Source organism: Pseudomonas sp. G5(2012) (assembly GCF_000408945.1).
GTDB lineage: Bacteria > Pseudomonadota > Gammaproteobacteria > Pseudomonadales > Pseudomonadaceae > Aquipseudomonas > Aquipseudomonas umsongensis.
In genome coordinates this window covers 1-23,517 of record NZ_APIO01000086.1, presented here as the reverse complement: position 1 = coordinate 23,517, position 23,517 = coordinate 1, and the positions used below count along the sequence as shown (strand labels likewise).

Genomic DNA, 23,517 nt, shown 5'->3' with positions numbered 1-23,517 from the left:
TCAGTCCATGTTCGAAAACATACGTGCGGACTTGCGAGCATACGAGGGTGATTGGGGCGCCCAGGGTTTCTGGGTGATGCTGGTGTATCGCTTCGGGCGCTGGCGCTACGGCGTGCGCCCGGCGCTGCTGCGCAAATTGCTGTCCTTTATCTACAAAGTGCTGTTCAAGCTGGTGCAGATCGTAACGGGCATCGAGCTGCCGTGCGAGGTGGTGGTCGGGCGCAACTTCGTCATCGATCATTTCGGCGGCATCGTGATCAGTGGTTATGCGCAGTTCGGCGATGACTGCCGTATCCGCAACGGCGTAGTCGTCGGGCTCAAGAACGTGAAGGAGCCGATCGCCCCGGTGATGGGCAACAACGTCGATATCGGTACCGGCGCCAAGGTGCTGGGCAATATCCGCATCGGCAACAATGTGGTGATCGGCGCCAATGCCGTGGTGTTGACCGATGTGCCTGACAACTCGGTGGCGGTCGGCGTGCCGGCGACCATCAAGCAGCGCAAGCTTGCCGATGCCGAGCAATTCTCATGAACACGGTGACGACGGGGGTTGGGGTCGTTGTCATCGGTCGCAATGAAGGCCAGCGACTCGAGCGTTGCCTGGCTTCGCTGGTCGGTGCGGCGCAGCAGATCGTCTATGTCGACTCGGGCTCCACCGACGGTTCAGTACAGATGGCCCGAAGGCTTGGTGTCGAGGTGGTTGAACTGGACATGAGCATTGCCTTCACGGCCGCACGTGCACGCAATGAAGGTTTCGCCCGGCTGCAACGGCTGTTGCCATCGATGCGTCATGTGCAGTTCGTCGACGGTGATTGCGAGGTGGTTGCCAGCTGGCTACCCCATGCACAGGCCTTTCTTGAGGCCCGGCCTGAGGTGGCGGTGGTTTGCGGGCGGCGCCGCGAACGTTTTCCGCAGCGCTCCATTTATAACCTGATGTGCGACCTCGAATGGGATACGCCAACCGGTGCGACCAGCGCCTGCGGTGGCGATGCACTGATGCGCGCGGACGCCTTCGCCACTGCGGGCGGGTATCGCCCGGACCTGATTGCCGGGGAAGAACCGGAGCTCTGCGTGCGGCTGCGAGCCAAGGGGTGGAAGGTCTGGCGCTTGCCTGCGGAAATGACTTTGCACGATGCGAGCATGACCCGCTTCGGCCAATGGTGGCGGCGCACCTTACGCGGCGGCTATGCCTTCGCCGAGGGCGCGTTTCTACACGGTGGCGCACCGGAGCGCCATTGGCGCCGCGAGTCGCGCCGCGCCTGGTTCTGGGGCTTGGGCGTGCCGCTGGCGACGGTCATTGCCACGCTGCTGCTGGGCTGGCCCGGGTTGTTGCTGCTGTTGATCTATCCGCTGCAGGTCGCGCGCCTGGCCCGGCGGGGCGCTGGCCCTGCGCGGCAAAACTGGCTACTGGCGTTCTTCCTCGTGCTGGGCAAATTTCCCGAGATGTTCGGGCAGGTCAAGTTTCTTTTGAACAGGTTCGGTGCCGGCAAATCCGCATTGATCGAATACAAGTGAGACTTCGATGGACTATTGGATGATCGTCAAAAGCGTCTTCTCCGTGCACGCTGGCTATTCCCTGAGGGCATTGAAGAACAAACTCAAGTTTGTGCTATTGGTGGGCAAGAACTGGACCGAGTTGAATCTGTTTTTCGGGCGCATGTCCAACGCGCTGGGCGATACCGGCATCGAGAGACTCGGCGGCGATTGCCTGGGCGTTATCCACTGGCCCTACATCAGCAAAAGCTGGAACTCCCAGGACAAACTGGGCGTGATGGCCTCGCATTACGAGGTGGTCACGAAAAGCTGCCCGCAATTACTGCTGTTCGGGCGCGACGACAGCCTGGTCCTGAGCGACCTGACGGCGTGGTCCGATGGTTGCACGTTGGTACTGGACCGCCCGTTCTGGTTCATGCGTGAAGGCGAGTTGGTGCTGAATCTGTTCCAGGGCGATCTGCGCATTGCCTCGATCGCCTTCACCTTGTGCTGCACGGAGGGTGAGCTGTGCATCTTCATCGGTGCCGTGCAGGGCATCCATAAAGGCATCGAGAGCGAAAGATCGCTGGCCATCTACCGGGATGTCACCAAGGACTTCGAAGGCCTGCGACCCAGGAGCTTTCTGATTGAAGTGATCAAGTACATCGCCAGCCATATCGGCGTCGGAAAAATCTACGCGGTAGGGGATGTCTATCGTCATCATCGCCACCCGTATTTTGGTGCGCACAAAGCCCAGGAGCTGGCCGCCAATTATGATTCGATCTGGCTTGAGCACGGGGCGACACCGTCTGCGCGCGAAGACTTTTTTGAAATCCCCATGGCTTCGTCCAGAAAGCCGCTGGAAACCATTGCTTCAAAAAAACGCGCCATGTATCGCCGGCGCTATGAGCTGCTGGACGATACCTTCACCAGGATCGACCAGGTGCTGAAAGGCAGCTACGCAGTGAATTGACGTGACCGGTTACTGGACTACTGTGGGGGTACCTGCAGTAACAACTTCGACGACATTCAAGCCGGGTGCCCATGCGTATCGCTTATTTCATCAATCAATACCCGAAGGTCAGCCATAGCTTCATTCGTCGCGAGATCCTGGCGCTGGAGCGCCAGGGCTTTGAGGTCCAACGCATCGCGTTGCGAGGCTGGGATGCCGAATTGGTGGACACCGAGGACGAGTCTGAACGCAGCAAGACCCAATACGTGCTGGCGGACGGCGTCAAAGCGCTGCTGCGACCTGCGCTGCAGGTGCTGCGTACCCAACCGCGGCGGTTCTTTTCGACGCTGTGGTTGGCGCTGCGCATGGGGCGGCGCGCCGATCGTTCCTGGCCGTACCATCTGGTCTATTTGCTCGAAGCTTGCCGCGTGCTGTCCTGGATGCAGGCGTTCGGTGCCCGGCACGTGCATGCCCACTTCGGCACCAACTCGACCGAAGTGGTGATGCTGGCCAACGCACTTGGCGGGCCGACGTACAGTTTTACCGTGCATGGTCCGGAAGAGTTCGACAAACCGCAGTTCATTCACCTGGGCGAGAAAGTCCGGCGCTCGGCGTTTGTCGCGGCCATCAGTGCCTATGGACGCAGCCAGCTATATCGCTGGGTCGACCCGGCGCATTGGGCTCGGGTCAAGGTCGTGCATTGCGGCCTGGAACGAGCCTTTCACGATGTGCCCGCGGTGGCGGTGCCGTCCGCGCCGCGGTTGGTTTGCGTGGGGCGCCTGTGTGAGCAGAAGGGCCAATTGCTGTTGCTGGAGGCCGCTCGCCGCTTGGCGGAACAAGGCGTGGTGTTTGAGCTGGTCCTGGCTGGCGACGGCGAAATGCGCCCGCAGATCGAAGCATTGATTGCCCGGCACGGCCTGCAATCGCGTGTGCGAATCACCGGCTGGATCAGCAGCGAACAGGTGCGCATGGAAATTCTCGCCGCGCGGGCCCTGGTACTGCCCAGCTTCGCCGAAGGCTTGCCGGTGGTCATCATGGAAGCCATGGCGTTGCGCCGGCCGGTGCTGACCACTTATGTGGCGGGCATTCCCGAGCTGGTGCGCCAGGGCGAGAACGGCTGGCTGTTTCCCGCGGGCGCGGTGGAAGAGTTGGCGGTGGCGCTGGCGGACTGCCTGGCGCAGCCGGTCGAGCAGTTGCAGCGCATGGGCGAAGCGGCTTATCAGCGTGTGCTGGAGCGCCATGATATCGATACCGAAGCGACCAAGTTGGCTCACCTGTTCAAGGCGCAAGCATGATCACATTCCTCAATTGGCTACTCGGCGTACCGCTGGCGATCATCCTCCTGCCGGTACTGGTGCTGCTCGTGCAGGTGCTGCTGGCTGGCTTGCCGGTGCGTGCGCAAGCACTCGCACAACGCCCGCGACCTCGGGTCGCGGTGCTGGTGCCGGCCCACAATGAGTCCTCGATTATCCAGGCCACCTTGAATTGCCTGCGCCCGCAACTGCAGGAGGGCGATCGTCTGTTGGTGGTCGCCGACAACTGCTCGGACGACACCGCCGCGATGGCGCGTGCGGCCGGCGCGGAGGTAGTGGAACGCAGCAATGCCCAGCAGCGTGGCAAGGGCTATGCACTGGATTTTGGCGCGCGTCACCTGGCCGGTGATGCGCCGGACGTGCTGATCATTGTCGATGCCGATTGCCAGGTGAACGAGGGCTTCATCGAACGCCTGGCCATACAGTGCATCGACTCGGGGCGGCCGACCCAGGCGCTTGACCTGATGCGTGCGCCAGCGGGTTCGGGGCTGAAAGTGCAGATCGCCGAGTTTGCCTGGTGCGTCAAAAATCGGGTGCGACCGCAAGGCTGGGCTCGGCTGGGGTTGCCCTGTCAGTTGATGGGCACGGGCATGGCGTTCGTCTGGCGGGACCTGCCCTTGATCACGCTTGCCAGTGGTCACATCGTCGAAGACCTGAAAATGGGCCTGGATTTCTGTCGCAGCGGCAAGCCACCGATGTTTTGCCCTGATGCCCTGGTGACCAGCTATTTCCCGCGCAGTGACGAAGGCCTCACGACCCAGCGTACGCGTTGGGAGCATGGTCACCTGGGCGTGATCCTGGGTGACGCGCCCAAATTACTGGTGGAATCGCTTGCCCGACGCAACTTCAACCTGCTGGCCATGACCCTGGATCTATTGGTGCCGCCACTGGCGTTGCTGACGTTGTTGTTGGGCGCGGCGTTTGTCCTGTCCTGGTTGGTGTTGCTGCTGTTCGGTGCATGGCTGCCGGCATTGATCGCATCGGTGGGGGTGGTCATGTTGATGATGACCATCTTGCTGGCGTGGAGTCAGTTCGGTCGCGCCATCATCGCGTTTTCCGCGTTGCTGTACGCACCGTTCTACGCACTGAAGAAAATCCCCCTGTACCTGGGCTTCCTGGTTAAACGCCAGGTTGAATGGGTGCGCTCCAAGCGAGATGACTCCTGATGCGCGCATTGGCCTGGCAGCACAACTGGCAAACGATCATCCAGTCACTCAAGGTCATCGGCGATAGCGATCAAGAGCAGCGCTTGATCGAGGCATTGGCCTGGCCGCAGCGGGCAACGGTGCTCGGGTTCGTCAACGCCCATGCGATGAACCTGGTTGCCAGGGACGATGCCTACTACCAGGCACTGTCGGCCGCCGACGTATTGCTGCGCGATGGCTCCGGCATGTCGATCCTGTTTCGCCGAATGGGCAGGGAGCCGGGGTTGAACATGAACGGCACGGACTTCATCCCCAAGTTACTGTCGGCCTATAAAGGACGGCGCGTTGCGTTATGGGGCACGCAAGAGCCTTTCCTGGCCCATGCGGCAAAGCATTGCCAAACGGCATTGGCAGTCAATGTCGTGTCTGTCCACCATGGTTTCGACGATGTGCAGACCTACCTCGAACTTGCCCGGCAACATCAGCCGGAACTGGTGGTGTTGGGCATGGGCATGCCCAAGCAGGAAATCGTTGCCGCCCGGCTGGCGGCCAGCGGCGTGCCCTGCCTGATCGTGTGTGGCGGGGCGATCCTGGACTTTCTCGGCGGCAAGGTGAGTCGCGCTCCGCAATGGGTGCGAGGCCTGGGTTGCGAGTGGGTATTCAGGCTGCTCAGTGAACCCAAGCGGCTGTTCAGTCGTTATGTGGTCGGTAACCCTCTGTTCATATTGAGAACGCTTGCCTGCCCGGTACCGACCCGGGGGTGAGGTGCGTGCCGCAGGAACAGGCTCGGCAGCGTAATATCTTGCAAAACTCCGGCGTAGCATCTTTACTGCTCATGTAAGCGACGACTTGCTGACGCGGTAATAATTTGTTTCGCCTTTGGTGCGAATGGCGACGAAAGTTTGACGCCGGCCATCATCGTGTTGAAGCCTGATTTTCAGTTCGTTATTCCTTGATTCGAACTTTCGAATAATCTTCCTTAATCATTTAGTGTTAATACCAAATGAAAGAATATGTAAAGGGACTGTTGCGTCAGTTGATTACGCCGTCGGTACGCTTTGAACTGCGGAAAGCCCATGCCTGGCTGCGCGATATTGCCGGCCGAGCCTGTTTTTGGCGCTGGGAATTTGTCAGGTTCAAGCTGCGCGAAGAGAGTCCTTACGACATTCTCTATATGGGGCGTAAGGCACAGCGTGAATTTGTGAAAGTTCTCATGGGTGCTGAACCTCAGGTTGCCAATCAGCAACTTAGGGCGAATAAACCAGGCATAACGGTGTTCGTCAGTGAAATACCGACGCCGGGCGCACTCTGTGTGCCCCAATATCTCAGCGCCGTAGTTCCTCTGGGCCGCTCGATCGAGGACATCACCGCAAGATATAACTCTGAGCTGCGGCGCAATCTTCGCAAGAACCGTTTGCGCTATCGCCTTAAACAGGCGTTGAACGACGATGAAATCGAAAGCGCCGACCAAGGCATGCTGCAACCCTATGCCAGCGCAAGGCATGGCACGTCTGCTTCGCAAATTGAGCAGCAGGAGGTGCGAAGGGTGGCCAAAACCGCCGGCCGCCTGGACCTGGTGCTGCTGGAAGACGAGGTGGTCGCCTGTCACCTTGGCTGCGTGATTACCCGCGCGGGCAAGCGCTACTGGAGCACGATCCGTTTCGGCTACCCCGAAACAGTCTATTCGAATGCGAAAAAGCTTAGGGAAATCAACTCGATCACCACCTTCATGGCGCTGGAATGGGCGCTGGAAAACGGCTTTGATTATTACGATATCGGCACTTGCCTGGCGCGCCCGGACGACGGTTTGCTGGAATGGAAAAGAAGGCGTGGCGGCGATGTCGATACCCTGAATAACCATGGCTATCTGTTTGTCCGGCTGCCCAAGGTGGGCGTTGCGCAATTTCTCTGGGAAACACCCTTGTTTGCCGTAGAGGGAAAAGAACTGACCCTGCATCTGGGTTTGCCGGACGGGCAAACTGATGAGGATATTGCCGAGCGCTATCGCGAAATGGGATTTGGCGGACTGAGCAAGGTCTATCTTCATTGCGCCAAGGCACCACCGGAACAACTGCTCGAGACTTTACGCGCTCGATACGGTCATCTGAAGGTACCACCTGTCATGGAAAGTATTATTTGCAATTGACTGGAGTTTGATAGTGCGCACAAGGACGACAAGCGCTAATTATATTTAAACGCATTAGAGTGGTAATCCTTATGTCGCAATCGAATATGTTGGTGAGCGGCGCTGGGGCGAAATGGAGTTTTGCTGCGTATAAACACATGTTCAAGGAGAAAGTTGCCAGGAAAGCGCCGCTGGACCTGCAAAGTGTCGCGGTAAAAACCTGGGACGTGGCTCCCCCTGATGAATCGATTGCACCCCCTGCTTTTTACCTGCCCAACCAGCTTGAACGCGTGACGGGATGGCAGTTTTATCCCTTCGAGCATCCCCGTCGCACCATGGAGGGCAACGGGCTCGTGCAGCACGGCCCCACTCGCGCCTTTCTGCTCAAGGACGCCTGGCTGATCGACGGCGCGCTTTACAAAGGTGATGCCAAATCCTGGTTATCGCCCAGGGCCGGTTGGTTGCCGAAGATTCGCATAGAACACGAAATCGATCGCGCAGCGATGTATTGCACTGTGGGCGGCAATAAGTGGTTTGGATCGTGGATGGTGGATGATTGCATCACCTATCCCATGGCGAGCCAGCTCGGCGTTCCGGTGACCACGGAACTCGCTGAAACCGAAATCAGCGTAACCCGGCACGGGATACTTCACGCCCCCGGTTATGAAAAGTGGCTGGGCATGAATCCGCTGCGTATGCGCAACGCATTTTTTCGTGAACTGGTGATTTTTGACGACATCAGCCAGAACCGCCACAAGCACATGCGCTTTCGCGCCATGACGGAAAAGTTGTTGTCCCATGTCAACGTCAACTCGCACCCAGGGGTGTTCGTGCTGCGGGGCAACAAGGGTGAGTTGCGGTTGCTGCGCAATGAACTGGAATTGGCTGAACGCCTGCGCGAGCGCCGCGGCTTTCGCATCATCGACCCCTCGAAATCCGACGTGGCAACCATCGTCGCGGCTTGTGCCGGCGCCAGGACCGTGATCGGCATCGAAGGCAGTCAACTCATACACGGCGTCAATGTCCTTGCGCCCGGTGGTTCGCTGCTGGTCCTGCAACCCCCTGATCGTTTCGTCTGCTTTTTCAAATACCTGACGGATCGCGATCAGCAAAACTTCGGTTTTGTGGTGGGCACCCCGGACGGCGAAGGTTTCCGGATCGATCCCGATGAGGTTGAGCGTACTCTCGACCTGTTCCCGGCCTGACGCTTTTGCGGCCTCGTGCTTAACCCGGTAACGCTGGTCGTCAGCGTTACCGGGCGGCTCATGCAATCAAGATACGATTAGTAGGCATGCTTGCCGGAGAAGGCTGTCACCGTCCGGGCAAGGATGACGAAGTCGAGCCACAGCGACCAGTTGTTGATGTATTCGATGTCCGAATCCACCCGGCGAATCATCTGTTCGATGTCTTTGGTTTCACCGCGATAGCCACGTACTTGAGCCAGGCCAGTAATGCCTGGCTTGATGTTGTGGCGGGCAAAGTAGTCGGCGATGTCGGGTGAATACTGCGCGTCGTGCTGGATGGCATGCGGACGCGGCCCGACCAGGGACATTTCCCCCATCAGTACATTGAACAACTGCGGTAGCTCATCCAGGCTGGTGCGTCGAATGAAGGCGCCGACCCGGGTCATGCGCGGATCATTCTTTTGTGCTTGCTTGACTACACCGTCTTCGGGCTGATGGACCACCATGCTCCTGAACTTCCAGATGCGAAACGGTCCGCCACTCCAGCCCATCCGTTGCTGGCGAAAGAACACCGGCCCCGGGCTGTCGAGCTTGATGGCAATGGCCACGATGGCCAGCACTGGCGCCGCAATCAGCAACAGCAGAAACGCCAGCACGCGGTCTTCAAGGTTCTTGAGCAGCAGGCGCATGCCCATCAGTGGCGTTTCCGACAAGGTCAGCACCGGAATGCCGGCGATCTCGCGAACGCTGTGGTTGATCAAGCGCAGGGAAAAGATGTCTGGCACCCAGTTGACCGAGATGTGCTTGTCGAACAGCTTCAGATACACATCCTTGATCACCTGGGAGCCGTCCAGTGGCGTGACGAAGTAGACGGTGCGGATCGAATGCTGGACGACCAGGTCGTCAAGATCGCAAATATGACCCAGTATCGCCAGGCGGTTGGGGTTTTCCGAACCATCCTTGCCCCGGTCGTCGGCCGCCCCGATCAACACGGAGCCGACTACCCGTTCACCCAACCAGGGGTTGTTGCTGATTTTCTGGTGCAGGAAGTCCGCCAGCTCTCCCGAGCCGATGATCAGTGCGTTGTCCCGTTGGGTGGGGTGGGCCAGGAATTTCTTTTGCAATTCACGGGTCGCGAGGTGCAAAAGCAGCTGGGCAAAATACCCGATGACGAACAACTCACCGACCAGCAAGCGTGAGTACTGTTCGCTTTGTTTCGTAAGAAAGGCCATGGCGACGAGAAAACAAAAGGCGGCGGTCCACGCCTTGAACAGTTTGAAGGCCTTGACGGCAAACACGACATTGCTTCGATAAATCGCATAGTGGTCGTAGACGACCGCAAGCGCCCCCAGCAGCAACAGGACCATGATCACATAAGCCTGGGTGATGAAACCTATGTGATAAACAATCAGGTACCACGCGACACCGGTGACAGCGAGGCTATCGAGGCCTGCCTGGATAAAGATACTGGTACTGCTTCTTCGCTGGAGTACGGAACGGCTACTGCTCGGCTCAAAAATCATGATCAGATCCCATTTTTGCTGCCCCCTCGCGCCCAACCCGAACGCGATCCAGGTCAAAACCACCTTCGTTTCAGAGCTTTAGCCTCAACGGCAAGCTACTTATAGTCGAGAAATCCTCCTTCCACCGAAATTCGCAAAGCTGGGGAGAACGCGGCATCCCGTGCTATCACTTTAGCAGCAGTGTGGATTCATTCACGCAATGGACGAAGTTTAGTCTGCGGCATGCACGCAGGCACCGGGCGGCCTGCTTTTGGAGTGACTGGACGACCATCGGTAGAAACTGGATTGTCTGCCTGGATGGGCGGGAGGACCTGGGACGTCGGCTGCGAACAAGCAGCGTTATCAGTTGCTCATGCCGTCTTCGATGGCGATGCCTTGGGCGCGCATTTTGTCGATCAGTTCGGCGCGGGTGCCTGGCAGGTTGAGCATGGTTTTGGCACGCAGCGCCGCCACTTCGTCGGCACTGTAGGGCTGGTAATCGGCGGGTCGGCTTTTACCGGCCATGCCGTCCTCGCGCATCAGCCAGTTGAGCAGGTCGGCCAACTGCGCGTTGTTCAACGCCGATTGCGACATGCCTGGCACGCGCACCAGGAATTCACGGCCGCCCGGGACTTTCAGGAAGTTGCCGACAAATCCCGTCATTCTCGGGGTGTCATTGGCCGCCGAGCCCATGCCGTTGCCCAGATGGCAACCGGCACATTGCAACTGATAGTTAACGCCCACGCTGTAGCCGGCCTCGGCGATGGGCTTTTGCAGTTCCTCGTTGCCCGGCGCGTGGCGCTGCGTCGGGTCGGGGATGGCCCGGGCCTGGGCGAGCGGGGTGGTCAGGGCGCAGGCCAGGCCGAGGATTAGCAAACGACGCATTTCGAACCCCTTATTTGTTGTGCCTTGAAAAGATCGCAGCCTGCGGCAGCTCCTACAGGAGCACGCGGTCAATCCAGGAGCTGCCGCAGGCTGCGATCTTTTAAAAAAAAACGCCGATCGCGTGGGCAACCGGCGGTGGTGCGTGTCAGACCGCCACGCCACGGATGATCGAAACGGTGCAGTGATAGATGTGCGACTTGGCGGCCAGGCACCAGTTCACATCGTTGTTGTTGAACGGGCGGTAGGCCGGTTCTTCACTGTCGTTACGGGTGCAGGCGCACTGGGCGCAGCTTTGTTTACCGCAGCAGTCGTTGTACGAAATGATGTAGTCCTTGCCGTCGGCCGGGTTGCGGCAGGTGCCGATCCAGGTCACTTGCGAGGCCTCGGTGCCCGGTGGGCAGGAAGTCACCGAACCGCCGCAGCAGCTGCACAGAAAGCCGTCGATGGAGCAGTAGCGCCAGTAGTCACAGCTGTTTGGATCACCCGGGTCACCGGCTTTCGGGTCAGTGGCGGCCAGCGCCTTGCTGGTGCGATCCAGCGGCAGCAGCACGGGAAGGGCGGCACCGGCGACGATCAGCGAGCCCATGCGAGCCAGCAGTTTGCGGCGCGAAGTCGTGTCGGCAACACGGCGCGAGGAGCGTTCGAATAACAGATCCAGCAGTTTCATGAAGGTCTCCCTGCCTTATCAGTGGCTATGGCCGTGGCTGTGGTCATGAGCGTGGTCGTGGGGTTGCGCATTGAGGTATTGCTGCAGCGTCGCGTGCTTGAGGTGCTCGACTTCGAACAGACTGTCCAGGTGCTCGCGGGAGTTGACCAGGCCTTTGGCGCGCAGGGTGCCGGACTTGTCGATCAGGGCTGCGTACGGCAGCTTGCCGATCTGGTAGGTCATGCCCACTTCCGGGCCGACTACATAAGTGGCGTCTTCGAGTTTGTGCTCGCGGATCAGCGCTTGCTGGGCGTCCATGTCGCCATCGCTGACGAACACCACGTCCAGCGTGCTGGCTTGTTCCCTGGCGATGGATTTGATCGCCGGCAGCAGGGATTTGCAGATCGGGCAAGTCGGCGAGAGGAAGAACAGCAGTTGCGATTTCTCGCCGGCATAACCGAAGTTCACCGGGCGGCCATTACGGTCGGCAGCGGTCACTTGCGGTGCGGCTTCGTTGACGGCCACGCCTTTGTCCATCATCAGCGCGCCGGCCGGGGCCAGACGGCCGTGCAACACGCCAATCTGACGGACCAGGCCCATGACGACGAACGCCACGGCCACCAGCAATACCCACAGCAGAACGTTGGAAACTATCAAGCCTTCCATTGTGATTACCTACCAATCAATTTGAGCAGAAGAGGGGAGTTCGCCGCCAGGCCATCGGCCGCGGCGTAGATGAGCAGCGCGACGGCGGCCGAAGCCAGGGTCACGAAGCCATCGAACACAGTCATGTCGCGCACTACCGGCGCTACGCTTGCCAGCAATGCCAGCGCCACCAGCACGCTGTTGCGCAGCAGCAGGACCGGGCGCAGCGGTTGCGCCTGGTCGGGACCTGCACAGCCGCAGTCGATGTCGCGACGCCCACGCCACAGGTTGATGCCGATGGCGGCGGCGTACAGCGCCAGCAGGCTGGCCGCGCTCAACGCTGCCCAGGGGCGGCTGACCGGCACCAGCAACGCGAACGCAATGGCCAGTTCCAGCAGCGGGATCAACCGCGCGCTCGGGCGCACCAGCGCGTCGGGCAGCAGTTGATAATCGGCAAGTTGTTTGCGAAAGCGCGCTGGCGCTCGCACCTTGTGGGTCGCGGCACTGGCCAGCAGCACCGCAATGGCGATGGCGCTGGCAATGATGAAGATCGGATCTGATTGCATGGCCTGATCCCTGTTAGTAGCTCATGACCTGGGTCGCGGTTTTTGCGACCTTGGCCATGCTGCCGGTGTGCTGGTTGGTCTTGAGGTCGAAGATCTGCAAGCCGCCTTCAACGTCGGTGCCCAGCAGCAGTGGCTTGTCGTCGCCGGTGGCCTGCATGCTCCACACCGGTACCGGTGCTTCCAGGGTGGCGATTTTCTTGCCAGTCTTCAGATCGAAGGCCCAGATCAGGGGACTCGGGTCTTCCCACTTCATCGGTTCGTGGGCGTCGTGCATCAGCACGTACAAGCGGTTCAGCTTCGGCGCGACCGCCATCAGCTGCCAGCCGCCCGGGGCCCAACCGGCTTTCTTCTCTTCGTCGGTGACCAGCGACCAGCTCGGCAGGATTTTCGGCGTGTCAGCGGAGAAATCCACGGCGCGTACGGTGCCGGTAGTGGTGGTGAAGTAGTAGGTGTCGCCGACGTTGACCGCGCGCTCCACCAGTTTTTCCGCGTTCGGGTCAAAGAACGGCGTGCGGTTGCGCGCGTTTTCCTGGCCTTGATCGTTGAGGGTCACCACCTGCAGGCTGCCGTCGCCGCACAGCGAGGCGAAGCGACGCTTGCCCACCGGGTAGTTGAGCACGCAACCGGGAATCGCGATTTCCGAGGCAACCGCTTTGGTCTGGGTATCGACCACAGTGACCGAGGTCGATGGGGTGAAGTTGTAGACGTAGACGAAACGGTCATCGCCGCTGGTCTTCAGGCCGTAGCGCTGGGTCAGCGATTCGGCGCGCTTGTTCGGGATCAGTACTTCCCAGGCCGGCGACAGGGTCGAGCTGTCCCACGCGGTCAGCACGTCGGTACGGGTGCCGCGGGTGCCGCGCGAATACCAGATGTCGGCGCTGTAGATCAGCTTGCCGTCATGGCTCAGGGCCGAAGGCGCGGCAAAGCCGGTCGGGACCATGCCGAGCACGCGTTTCTGGTCGGGGTCGACCACGGTGACACGGCCGGCGACGAAGCTTTCGAACTCGACATCGACGACGAATGCCCGGTGCGGTTCAGCGGGGAAGGCCAGGGTGGTCTGGCCGATGCCGGTGTCGGCGGGCAAATCCGCGCGGGCACTGTTCAAGCCGAGTACAAGCAGGCTCAGGCCTAGCGCTGACTGTACGGAGATCCTGTTTGTTCGCATAAGGGGAACTTCCTGAATTATTGGTAACGCGGATCGCGGGTGAGTGGGCAGATTCTGACCATCGAATAGTGCCTCGCCCGGCAATCGCGGGAATTGCCCTGCCTGCCAAGTGTTTGTGTATCTGTGCCAGTGTCGGGGGGGATCGTTCCCACGCAGAGCGTGGGAACGATCAGATCGCGGGGGGGATCAGGGGGAGGGAAAAGCTGAACACCGCACCACAAGGCTCCAGGTTTTGCGCCCAGATATCGCCCCGGTGACGGCCGATGATGTTCTTGCACAGCGCCAGGCCAATGCCGTTGCCGCTGACCTTGGACGAGAAGAAGCCGTCGAACAGCTTCTCTTGCGCCTGGGCCTGGATGCCGCGGCCGTTGTCCTCGATGCGCACCAGCGCCACGCCGTCGGCGGCGCTGGCATGAATGCGCAAAATCCGACGTTCGAGCGGCAGGTCGGCCATTTCTTCGATCGCGTTGAACGCCAGGTTGAGGATCACCTGGCCGATCAACACCTTCTCGCAACTCACCCTTAGCGGCTCGGGTGAGGTCACGACTTCCACGCGCACCAGGCTCGGATCGGCTCGCAGGCTGATGAAGTAGCGGGTTTCGCGCAGCAGTTCGTTGAGGTCGATCAGCTCTTCGCTTTGCTCCAGTTTAACGACGTAGTCGCGCACGCTCTTGATGATCACCGAGGCGTGCTCGATCTGCCGCACGGCGCTCTGCAAACCCCAGGTGACGCCTTGATCGGCGTCGGCTGCGGTGCCCAGGCGAATCACCGCGCCCTCGATGAAGTTGCGCGTGGCGGCCAGCGGTTGGCTCAGTTCATGGGCGATGGCCACGGCCATTTCACCCATGGCGTTGTAGCGCGCCAGGTATTCGAGTTTCTGCTCGCTGACCCGCCGCGCGTCTTCGGCCTGCACCTGCTCGGTGACGTCGCGGAACAGCAGCAGATGGCCGACCAGGTCGTCTTCAATCTCTATATAACGGCACGTTGCGTCATGCCAGCGCCATTCGCCGTCCTGGCGCTGCACTTGGTAATGCACGTTGAAGGGCGTGTGTTCCGGCGTCTCATGGGCGAATTTTTGCAGCAGGCGCTGGCGCGAAGCCTCGTCGCACCAGGCCAGGAAGTTCTGGCCCATCAACGGATGGACTTCACTGCCGAGCAAGTGCGCGCCGGAGTCGCTGATAAAACCGATATCGCCCTCGGGACCGAGCACCGCCACACCCTCGGCCAGATCCTGCATGAAGGCCTTGAGCCGGCTTTCGAAACGCTTGAGGTCGCGCTTGACCTTGTCCTCCTTGGAGATGTCGCGGAACTGCACCATCAACACATCCCGACCGTCCAGATGCACCAGGGTCGCCACGGCCTCGGAAAGAATCTCCACCCCTTGCTTGGAGCGATAGCACCACTCGATGGCGCGCTGGCCGGTGCGCGCAGCACCTTCCAGCCAGCGCAGGCCCACCGAGCGCCGGTACTTGGGTGCGTCGCGGGTCATGTCCGGGGCCTTGAGCGGCGTCAATTCCTCCAGGGTAAAACCCAGCGCCGCCAGGGCGGCGGCGTTGGCCCAGAGAATTTCCTTGGTCTGCGCATCGTGAAGAATGATGCACAGCGGCATGGCTTCGATCAGCGCATGGAAGTCGTTCGGTTTTGGCTGGTACATCACACGGCCCCTGGCGGCAGAGATTTGCAGTATGGCGTTTTATACCTGCTCGCACAGCGGCATGCGCTCAGAGGTAACCGGTGTGGATCTAGGGGATTTCTTTAGGCGGGGGGCTGCACGCACCAATAGTTGCGCCGGCATCCGGTTTTTACACTGGACCGCAATGCAAGGGTGACCACGCCTTTATCTGTAGGAGCTGCCGAAGGCTGCGATCTTTTGATCTTGATCCAAAAACAAAATCAAAAGATCGCAGCCTTCGGCAGCTCCTACAGACAGCGGTGCGGTGTGGCCCCCACTAACAATAAGCAAAACGGAGAAAGCCCATGCTGCGTTCAGCGGTCGTGCAACAAGACGCACCGATCGGTGTTGACGAGAATGTCGTCGACAGCCCGGCCTTTGCGCAGGTGCTGGAAGAAGTGCGCCAACGTCGCAACGAATTCGACAGCGTTTCCCATGTGCCACGGGACATGATCGAACGCTTCAAGCAGGTGGGCATCTACCGCGCCGCCACGCCGAAATGCTACGGCGGCGACGCCCTGGCGCCGGCGAAGTTTCTGCAAATGATCGAACGCATCTCCGAGGCCGACGGCTCCGCTGGCTGGGTGGCCAGTTTCGGCAGTGCCGGCGTCTACCTCGCGGCGTTGCCACGCGAAACCCTGGCTGAACTCTACGCCGATAGCCCGGACCTGGTGTTCGCTGGCGGCCTGTTTCCCTTGCAACCGGCCGAGGCGGTAGAGGGCGGCTATCAGGTCAACGGCACCTGGAAATTCGCCAGCGGCTGCATGGGCGCGGACTTGTTGGGCGTGGGCATCGGTGCTGCGGGCGGCAAGCCGCGCACCGCGGTGTTCCGTCCGCAGCAGGTAGAGATCATCGAGAACTGGGACGTGGTCGGCCTCAAGGGCACCGGCAGCCACGACTTGCGCGTGTCCGACAAGCGCGTCGACGAACGCTGGACGTTCATTCGCGGTGGCGCCTCGACCATCGACGAACCGCTGTTCCGCTATCCCTCGATTGCCTACGCCGCGCAAGTGCTGGCGGTGGTCAACCTGGGCCTTGCCCGCGCTGCCCTCGATGAAATCAGCCGCATGGCTGGCGGCAGCGGTATCACCGGTGCGCCGAAACTGTCCGACCGCGCCTACGTGCGCATCGAAATCGCCAAGGCCGAAGCCAAGCTCAACGCCGCACGCGGCTTCTTCTACAGCGCCACCGAACAGGTATGGAACTCGATCCTCGCCGGCAATCCGGTCACCCCGGAGCAGACCAGCCTGTTGCGCTTGTCCGCCATTCACGTGTCCCAGGCCGGCGCCGAGGTGGTGCAGAGCGCCTACAGCCTGGCCGGTACCACCGCCATTTACCTGCGCCATCCACTGCAGCGTTACCTGCGCGACTCGATGGTGGTGACCCAGCACGCCTTCCTCAGCGAAGGGCTGTATGACGGCGCCGGCTCGGTGTTCCTCGGCGTGCAGCCGTTCCCGGGCTACATCTGAACACTTTATTCCAGAGCTTCATTTTCAAGGATCAATACACATGACTCAAACCACTCAAGAACCGTTGCGCGTCGTCTTCTGCATCGGCATCACCCAGAACTTTTTTGACCTGCCTACCGGCGAAGGCCTCAGCGTATGGAAGGGCTTCAGCCGGATGATGGCGGATCTCGGCGCGATGCCCGGCATCAACGTGCTCGGCGCCATGGATGACGACCGCCTGATGGTCGGCCCTTCGACCACCTCGCCCTGGACCGTGTACATCATGGCCGACGTCGACTGCCACCAGTCGGTCATCGACGCCTGCAACCTGTTCCGCACCACGCCGGTGAACGAATACAGCCTGTGGCGCTACGCCAAGGTCGAAGCGCGCATCGGTCGCCCGCTGACCATCCCTGACGCGGCCAAGGTGTAAGCCATGGACGAGGCCTTGCTGCAGCGTCTGGCGACGCTCGAAGGGGAAAGCGCAGTGCGTCGCTTGATGGCGCGCTACATGGACCTCTGCGACGTGCCGAGGGTGACGACCCAGGTCAGCGAACTGGCCGAGCTGTTCTGCATCGACGCGATCTGGGAAGGCGTGGGTCGCGAGACCGCACAGACCTTTGGCCAGCATCGTGGACGCGAGGCCGTGGCGGCGTTTGTCGGTGGTTACCTGCCGCCGTCGGATCACTTCCAGTTGAACCTGCATTACCTCACCAGCGAGTCGATCGTGGTCGACGGCAGCACGGCGCAGGGGCAGTGGATCATGCAGCAGATTTCCACCTATGCCGATCAGCGCAGCGAACTGTTCGGCACGCGCTTGAACATCGATTTCCGCTGTGTCGACGGCGTCTGGCTGATCGCGCATTTTCGCACGCAACGGCTGTTTAATACGGAGCTGAATGCATGAGTACTTTCGTCAGCGAATTCCTCCTCGGCGGCAGCGGAAAACGCGTGGCCATCAAGGACTCCATCGACATTGCCGGCCATCCGACCCGCTCGGGCAGCCGTGCGTTTGCCGACGTACCAGCGGCGACGAAAAACGCCGAAGTGGTGGACGCGATTCTCAACGCCAATTGGCAGATCGTCGGCAAGACCAACCTGCACGAACTGGCGTTTGGCGTCACCGGCATCAACGACTGGACCGGCACGCCGATCAACCCGCAAGCCCCTGACCGCGTGCCGGGCGGCTCCTCCAGCGGTTCGGCCTCGGCGGTCGCGGCGGGCCTGGCGGACATCGCTATCGGCACCGACACCGGGGGTTCGGTGCGGGTGCCGGCGGCCTGCTGCGGTATCACCGGACTAAAACCGACTTTTGGCCGTGTCAGCCGCGTTGGCGCGCATCCGCTGGCCTCCAGCCTCGATTGCGTGGGGCCGTTCGCCAGGACCATGGACGACCTGATCGCCGCCATGCAGGTGATCTGCCCGGGCTTCAATGTGCAAGGTTTGCCAGGTGACGGCGCCAAGGTCGGCTTCCTCGAAGTGGCCTGCGACGCGCACCTGCAAGCCAGCCTCGGTGCTGCCGCCGACCGCGCGGGCTGGCGCCGCAGCCACCTGCAATTGAGCGAGTTCGAAGCGGCGTTCGCCGCCGGCCTGACCGTGATCAATTTCGAAAACTGGGCAGCGTTCGGCCACCTGACCGGCAAGGGCCTGATCGGCGCCGATGTGGAAACCCGTCTGCTCGCAGCCAGCCGCACTACTCGTGAAGAGCTCGCAAAGGCAGAAATCGTGCGTACTCGCTTTACCCAACAGGTGGATGCCGCGCTGGAAGACTTCGCGGTGCTGCTGTTGCCGACGCTGCCGAGCCTTCCACCCACGCTGAGCGAAGCGCGTAGCGGCAGCAAGGCCGTGGCCGGCATGACCCCGCTGGCGCGTCCTTTCAACCTCAGTGGCCATCCGGCGCTGACGGTGCCGGTGGAACTCGATTGCGGCGGGCTGAAAGTCGGCCTGCAGATTGTCGGTCGCAAAGGTCAGGACGAACTGGTCTGCGCCTTCGGTGCGCAGCTGCAAGCCTCAATCCTTTAAATCTAACAAGAAGCCATGAGGAGAACCGCATGAGCACTCATGAATACCGGCTGATCGCAACGTCGAAAAGCCCCGAAGAGCTGGTCCAGCACGACCGCGTCGATGTCTCGCTGTACAACGACCCGGCGCTGTTCGAAGCCGAGCTGGAAAAGATTTTCTACCGCACCTGGGTGTGGGTCGCCCACGAAAGCGAAGTGCGCAACAGCGGCGACTTCAAGACCGCCACCATTGGCCGTCGCCCGGTGATCGTCGTTCGCGACAAGAAGAACAACATCAACGTGCTGGAAAACCGTTGCCGCCACCGCGGTGCCACCGTGTGCGAGAAGCACAAGGGCAACGCCACCGGTTTCACTTGCCCGTACCACAGCTGGTCCTATGGCCTGGACGGCAAGCTGCGTGCGCTGCCGTATCCGGATGGCTACGAAGGCATCCTGGAAAAGTCCGAATTGCCGCTGACCAGCCTGCGCGTCGAGAGTTACGCCGGCATGGTGTTCGCCAGCTACAACGATGAGATCGAACCGCTGGAAGACTTCCTCGGCGGCGCCAAACACTGGATGGACCTGTTCATGAAGCAGGGCGCCGGTTACCCGATCAAGACCCAGGGCGAACACAAGTTCAGCTTCAAGGGCAACTGGAAGATCCAGCTGGAAAACACCACCGACGGTTACCACTTCCCGATCGTGCACAAGTCGTTCATGTCGTCGGTGGATGAAGAAACCTCGGAAATGCTTTCGTTCATGACCGACGAGCAAGCGGTCACTCACTCCCTGGGCAACGGCCACAGTGTGATGGTGATGGTGCCGGAGCACGTTGATCTTGATCACGACGACGGCACTGAACAATTGCAAGAGCGCTTCGCCCACGTCACTGAAGAACTGTCGAAGACCCTGCCGGCCGATCAGGTACGGCGCATCGTGCGCTCGCTGCACGGCGCCGGTTTCAACCTGAACCTGTTCCCCAACGTGGCCATGTCGATGTCGTTCTTCCGCGTGCTGCGTCCGGTGTCGGTCACTGAAACCGAGATCCGTCACGTTGCCCTGGGCATGGACGGCGGCCCGGAAATCGCCAACCGCGAACGCATGCGCATTCACGAACACTTCCAGGGCCCGTTCGGTTTCGGCAGCCCTGACGATGCCGAAGCCTGGGACCGCGTGCAGCGTGGCTCGTACGCCGGCGTCGATGCGCCAATCCTGGTCAACCGCGGCCTGAACCGCGAAATCACCGCTGAAAACGGCGACAAGGTCAGCCACGCCACCGACGAGGGCGGCATGCGCGGAGCCTACGACATGTGGAAAAGGATGATGAGCCAATGAGCAATCACGACACCCTGAACGGTTTTTCCGGCCCGCTGGCCCAGGCCATCGAATTCATCTGGCGCGAGGCCGAACTGCTCGACCACAAGCACTACGCCGAGTGGGCGACCTTGTGGAGTGAAAGCGGCAAGTACATCGTGCCGATCGACCCGGACACCGAAGACTTCGAGGCGACGCTGAACTACGCCTACGACGACGCACGCATGCGTGACCTGCGCATCGAACGCCTGACCGCCGGCTATTCGCCGTCGGCGGTGGATGCGGCGAAAACCATTCGCACGATCTCGCGTTTCCGCCTGGTCGAAGCCGCCGGTGACATCGTCGAAGTCAACTCGGCGCAGCTGCTGTACGCCTACAAACGCGGCGTGCACACACCGTTCGTGGCCGACCTGAACCACCGCATCCGTTTCACCGATGGCGTGCCGACCCTGGAGCGCAAAGTGGTACGGCTGATCAACGCCACCGACAGCCTGAGCGCGCTCGGCTTCCTCCTGTGAGGGCAACATCATGAGTCGAGTAGCCCTTGTAACAGGTGCCTCGCGCGGACTGGGCGAGTGCATCGCCCGTCGTCTGCACGGGGCGGGGTATCGCGTCGCCCTGGCCGATGTGCGCCTCGATGGCGTGCGTCAACTGGCTGCCGAGCTGGATGCCAGCGGTGCCAGTGCTATCGCCATTGAGCTGGACGTGCGCAGCAAGTCCGACTTCCAGCATGCCCGCGACGTGCTGGTCGAGCACTGGGGTGGTTGCGACATCCTGGTGAACAATGCCGGTGTATCGAAAGTCGCGGCGCTGATGGACATCACGCCGGAAGAGTTCGACGAGTCGATGGCGATCAACCTGCGCGGCACCTTCGTCGCCTGCCAGGTGTTCGGCGCACACTTCGCCGAGCGTGGCTTTGGCCGCATCGTCAACATCGCTTCCCTGGCCGGGCAAAACGGCGGCACCGCCACCGGCGCGCATTACGCGGCGGCCAAGGGCGGCGTGGCGACGCTGACCAAAGTCTTTGCCCGTGAACTGGCGCCGCAAGGGGTGACGGTCAACAGCATCTCGCCAGGTCCGCTGGACTTGCCGGTCGTGCGTGAAACCGTGGCCCCGGAGCGTCTGGAACAGATCCTGAAAATGATCCCGGCCGGCACCCTCGGTGATCCGGCGTTCATCGCCGACAGCGTGCTGTTGTTGATCGCCGACAACGCCACGTCCGTCACCGGCGCGTGCCTGGACGTCAACGGCGGCCTGTTCATGCGCTAAGCCACAGAAAAATGCCCCCCTGTAGGAGCGAGCGCGCTCGCGATGGTCGTCAACGATGACACGGGAAACCTGACACCCCGTGGCGACCTCAGGTTCATCGCGAGCATGCTCGCTCCTACAGGATGCAGTACCCAAGACAACAGTATTCAGGTGATGCCATGATGAAGGTGAAAATCGAAAGGATCGTCGAAGAAGCGCAGGATATCCGTTCCTTTCGCCTCGTGCGCAGTGACGGCCAGCCGCTCGACACCTATGAACCGGGTGCCCACGTCGACCTGACCGGGCCGACCGGCGTGACCCGCCAGTATTCCCTGTGCAGTCCGCCACAGGATCGCCGCGCCTATCTGGTGGCGGTGAAAAAAGAGGCAAATTCACGCGGGGGCTCGCAGGCCCTGCATGAGCAAGTGGAAGAGGGGATGGAGCTGGAAATGGGCGCGCCGCGCAACCTGTTCCACCTCGATCCCGATGCCCGCGAACATGTGCTGTTCGCCGCTGGCATTGGCGTGACGCCCCTGTTGAGCATGGCCTATCGACTGGCGGAAAGCGGCCAGCCGTATCGCCTGCATTACTTCGCCCGCTCGGCGCAGTACGCCGCGTTTACCGAACTGCTGGCAACGAATTTCGCCGATCACGTAGAGTTCCACTACGGCGTCGAACCGGGCGATCTGGACGCTGCATTGAGCGCATGCCTGGATCGCGCCAACCCGGCGGCCCACGTCTACACCTGCGGCCCGGCACCGTTCATGAAAAAAGTGGTGGAAGTGGCTGCGCGCAGTCGCGCCGATGAGGCCATTCACCTTGAACACTTCGCTGCGGATCCGGCGGCCAACAGCGCTCCGGCCGGCAGTTTCGAAGTGCAGCTGGCCAGTTCCGGTGTAGTGCTGCAAGTGCCGGCCAACACCAGCCTGGTGGACGTATTACAGGCCCACGGTTGCGACATCGACACGGAGTGCCGCGAAGGCATCTGCGGCACCTGCATCGTCGAAGTGCTGGAAGGCGTGCCGGAGCACCGCGACAACTGCCTTTCCAACAAGGAAAAGGCCTCCAACCAGCAGATTTGCGCCTGCGTTTCACGGGCACTTTCCGCTCGTCTGGTATTGGACATTTAATCGCTTTGCGCGCTGGAAAGCCGACGCCGGAGTCTGTTGAATGAGGCCCGGCGGCCGCCAAGGGAGGGGTTGGCTGGAGTACGAAACACTATTTACCGAACCGCTCGGCGAAGCGGTCGAGAATAACAACAAGAACTGTGAGGCTTTGCGGACATGATTACAGCATCGACGGTGCGCAATGAGGCGTTCGAAAGTTGGTTGAGCCAGGTGAACCAGGCCTGCGGGCGTTTTGACGCCAGGGCGCTGGACACCGACTTCTACGGCCAACTCACGGAGTTTCGCAGCGGCGCGATCAACCTCAGTGTGGTCGACATGGCGCATGTGCATCTGTATCGCACCAGCAAGGACGTCAGCACCAGCAGCGACGGCCACTATTACGCGGTGTTCCAGCTGCACGGCAGCTCGCACCTGGAACAGGGCGACAACCGCACGCAACTGGGCTGTGGCGACATCGCGTTGATCGATGCCAGCCGCCCCAGCGACATGACCTACAACGATGACTCGCGCCAGTTGTCGCTGATCCTGCCGCGCCAGGTGGTGGAGCGTGGTACGCACTTCAATGCGGTGAACTGCGCCACGCGCATCGGCGCCAACAGCCCTCTGGCGGCGATGGCCAACAAGCTCGTACTGGAGACCCGCCAGCAAGAAGGGCTGGACATGCAGGAAAGCGAGGCCGTGCTCGACGCCCTGGTCAGCCTGCTGCTGCCGGGGATCAGCGCCCGTGACAGCAATGCCGATCCCCATGAGCGGCAGTTCCGCAAGATCATCGCCTTCATCGACGCGCACCTCAGCGACGAAGAGCTGTGCCCTGAACTGATCGCCCGAGAAGTGGGGATTTCCGTGCGCGGCCTGTACCGGATGTTCTCCAAGCGCGGCCTGGTGGTGGCGCAATACATCAAGCACCGGCGCCTGGACTTCTGCGCGGAAAACCTGCGCCGTGCCGATGTCGAGCAGAAGCTGTCGGCGCTGTGTTACGCCTGGGGTTTTTCCGATTCCAGCTACTTCTCGTCGGCATTCAAATCGCGTTTTGGCGTGTCACCGGGTGCCTATCGCAAGCGCTATAGCCAGCACTGACCGCGTTGTCGTTCTTCGCGAGCAGGCTCG

Annotated in this window: 24 protein-coding genes; 17 read left to right on the top strand and 7 right to left on the bottom strand. The window is 61.0% G+C overall.

The window, feature by feature from the left end; genetic code table 11:
- The first annotated feature begins 7 nt into the window (after window positions 1–7).
- From PG5_RS23465 to PG5_RS23430, 8 genes are all read left to right on the top strand, one after another.
- Window positions 8–532 (top strand): serine O-acetyltransferase, encoded by a 525-nt coding sequence (locus PG5_RS23465; protein WP_020799625.1) that lies wholly within the window; start codon window positions 8–10, stop codon window positions 530–532.
- A 5-nt stretch (window positions 533–537) separates the two neighbouring features.
- Complete coding sequence (locus PG5_RS23460; protein ID WP_033039832.1) at window positions 538–1,515, top strand: glycosyltransferase family 2 protein; 978 nt, start codon at window positions 538–540, stop codon at window positions 1,513–1,515.
- Between the two features lie 19 nt (window positions 1,516–1,534).
- Window positions 1,535–2,446: a DUF535 family protein gene (locus PG5_RS23455; RefSeq protein WP_020799623.1), complete on the top strand. Its 912-nt coding sequence runs from the start codon at window positions 1,535–1,537 to the stop codon at window positions 2,444–2,446.
- 71 nt (window positions 2,447–2,517) lie between these two features.
- Window positions 2,518–3,720 carry a glycosyltransferase gene (locus PG5_RS23450; protein WP_020799622.1) on the top strand — a complete coding sequence of 401 codons (1,203 nt, stop codon included), beginning with the start codon at window positions 2,518–2,520 and terminating at the stop codon, window positions 3,718–3,720.
- Window positions 3,717–4,904 carry a glycosyltransferase family 2 protein gene (locus PG5_RS23445; RefSeq protein ID WP_020799621.1) on the top strand — a complete coding sequence of 396 codons (1,188 nt, stop codon included), beginning with the start codon at window positions 3,717–3,719 and terminating at the stop codon, window positions 4,902–4,904. The genes PG5_RS23450 and PG5_RS23445 overlap by 4 nt, the downstream gene beginning before the upstream one ends.
- Window positions 4,904–5,647, top strand: a complete 744-nt coding sequence (locus PG5_RS23440; RefSeq protein ID WP_020799620.1) for a WecB/TagA/CpsF family glycosyltransferase — start codon at window positions 4,904–4,906, stop codon at window positions 5,645–5,647. The genes PG5_RS23445 and PG5_RS23440 overlap by 1 nt, the downstream gene beginning before the upstream one ends.
- A gap of 239 nt (window positions 5,648–5,886) precedes the next feature.
- Window positions 5,887–7,029 (top strand): hypothetical protein, encoded by a 1,143-nt coding sequence (locus tag PG5_RS23435; RefSeq protein ID WP_042955685.1) that lies wholly within the window; start codon window positions 5,887–5,889, stop codon window positions 7,027–7,029.
- 71 nt (window positions 7,030–7,100) lie between these two features.
- A complete protein-coding gene (locus PG5_RS23430; protein WP_020799617.1) occupies window positions 7,101–8,213 on the top strand; it encodes a glycosyltransferase 61 family protein in 1,113 nt (370 codons plus the stop codon).
- 77 nt (window positions 8,214–8,290) lie between these two features.
- Here the strand turns inward: PG5_RS23430 and PG5_RS23425 are convergent, their stop codons facing one another.
- The 7 genes from PG5_RS23425 to PG5_RS23395 all read right to left on the bottom strand — a co-directional run bounded on the left by PG5_RS23425 (window position 8,291) and on the right by PG5_RS23395 (window position 15,255).
- A complete protein-coding gene (locus PG5_RS23425) occupies window positions 8,291–9,715 on the bottom strand; it encodes an undecaprenyl-phosphate glucose phosphotransferase (RefSeq protein ID WP_033039829.1) in 1,425 nt (474 codons plus the stop codon).
- 342 nt (window positions 9,716–10,057) lie between these two features.
- Window positions 10,058–10,579: a hypothetical protein gene (locus PG5_RS23420; protein ID WP_020799615.1), complete on the bottom strand. Its 522-nt coding sequence runs from the start codon at window positions 10,577–10,579 to the stop codon at window positions 10,058–10,060.
- A gap of 145 nt (window positions 10,580–10,724) precedes the next feature.
- Window positions 10,725–11,246, bottom strand: coding sequence for a methylamine dehydrogenase light chain (locus tag PG5_RS23415; RefSeq protein WP_008062110.1), 522 nt, complete (start codon window positions 11,244–11,246; stop codon window positions 10,725–10,727).
- A gap of 18 nt (window positions 11,247–11,264) precedes the next feature.
- On the bottom strand, window positions 11,265–11,891 hold the full coding sequence (gene mauD / locus PG5_RS23410; protein WP_020799614.1) for a methylamine dehydrogenase accessory protein MauD: 627 nt from the start codon (window positions 11,889–11,891) through the stop codon (window positions 11,265–11,267).
- Between the two features lie 5 nt (window positions 11,892–11,896).
- The gene (locus PG5_RS23405) at window positions 11,897–12,436 is read right to left on the bottom strand and encodes a MauE/DoxX family redox-associated membrane protein (RefSeq protein WP_020799613.1); all 540 of its coding nucleotides are present in this window, start codon (window positions 12,434–12,436) and stop codon (window positions 11,897–11,899) included.
- 13 nt (window positions 12,437–12,449) lie between these two features.
- Complete coding sequence (locus PG5_RS23400; RefSeq protein ID WP_020799612.1) at window positions 12,450–13,601, bottom strand: amine dehydrogenase large subunit; 1,152 nt, start codon at window positions 13,599–13,601, stop codon at window positions 12,450–12,452.
- A 169-nt stretch (window positions 13,602–13,770) separates the two neighbouring features.
- Window positions 13,771–15,255, bottom strand: coding sequence for a sensor histidine kinase (locus PG5_RS23395; protein ID WP_020799610.1), 1,485 nt, complete (start codon window positions 15,253–15,255; stop codon window positions 13,771–13,773).
- A 323-nt stretch (window positions 15,256–15,578) separates the two neighbouring features.
- Between PG5_RS23395 and PG5_RS23390 the strand changes: the two genes are divergently transcribed.
- The 9 genes from PG5_RS23390 to feaR all read left to right on the top strand — a co-directional run bounded on the left by PG5_RS23390 (window position 15,579) and on the right by feaR (window position 23,487).
- Window positions 15,579–16,742 carry an acyl-CoA dehydrogenase family protein gene (locus tag PG5_RS23390; RefSeq protein WP_020799609.1) on the top strand — a complete coding sequence of 388 codons (1,164 nt, stop codon included), beginning with the start codon at window positions 15,579–15,581 and terminating at the stop codon, window positions 16,740–16,742.
- 40 nt (window positions 16,743–16,782) lie between these two features.
- Window positions 16,783–17,154, top strand: coding sequence for a hypothetical protein (locus tag PG5_RS23385; RefSeq protein WP_020799608.1), 372 nt, complete (start codon window positions 16,783–16,785; stop codon window positions 17,152–17,154).
- A 3-nt stretch (window positions 17,155–17,157) separates the two neighbouring features.
- Complete coding sequence (locus tag PG5_RS23380) at window positions 17,158–17,628, top strand: nuclear transport factor 2 family protein (RefSeq protein WP_020799607.1); 471 nt, start codon at window positions 17,158–17,160, stop codon at window positions 17,626–17,628.
- Window positions 17,625–18,743 carry an amidase gene (locus PG5_RS23375; protein ID WP_020799606.1) on the top strand — a complete coding sequence of 373 codons (1,119 nt, stop codon included), beginning with the start codon at window positions 17,625–17,627 and terminating at the stop codon, window positions 18,741–18,743. The genes PG5_RS23380 and PG5_RS23375 overlap by 4 nt, the downstream gene beginning before the upstream one ends.
- 29 nt (window positions 18,744–18,772) lie before the next feature.
- A complete protein-coding gene (locus tag PG5_RS23370; RefSeq protein ID WP_020799605.1) occupies window positions 18,773–20,056 on the top strand; it encodes a Rieske 2Fe-2S domain-containing protein in 1,284 nt (427 codons plus the stop codon).
- Complete coding sequence (locus PG5_RS23365) at window positions 20,053–20,553, top strand: aromatic-ring-hydroxylating dioxygenase subunit beta (protein ID WP_020799604.1); 501 nt, start codon at window positions 20,053–20,055, stop codon at window positions 20,551–20,553. The genes PG5_RS23370 and PG5_RS23365 overlap by 4 nt, the downstream gene beginning before the upstream one ends.
- A gap of 10 nt (window positions 20,554–20,563) precedes the next feature.
- Entirely contained in the window at window positions 20,564–21,304 is a 741-nt protein-coding gene (locus tag PG5_RS23360) for an SDR family NAD(P)-dependent oxidoreductase (RefSeq protein ID WP_020799603.1), read from the top strand.
- Between the two features lie 158 nt (window positions 21,305–21,462).
- The gene (locus PG5_RS23355) at window positions 21,463–22,413 is read left to right on the top strand and encodes a PDR/VanB family oxidoreductase (protein WP_020799601.1); all 951 of its coding nucleotides are present in this window, start codon (window positions 21,463–21,465) and stop codon (window positions 22,411–22,413) included.
- Window positions 22,414–22,566: 153 nt separating this feature from the next.
- Entirely contained in the window at window positions 22,567–23,487 is a 921-nt protein-coding gene (gene feaR, locus PG5_RS23350) for a transcriptional regulator FeaR (RefSeq protein WP_020799599.1), read from the top strand.
- The last annotated feature ends 30 nt before the right edge of the window (window positions 23,488–23,517 follow it).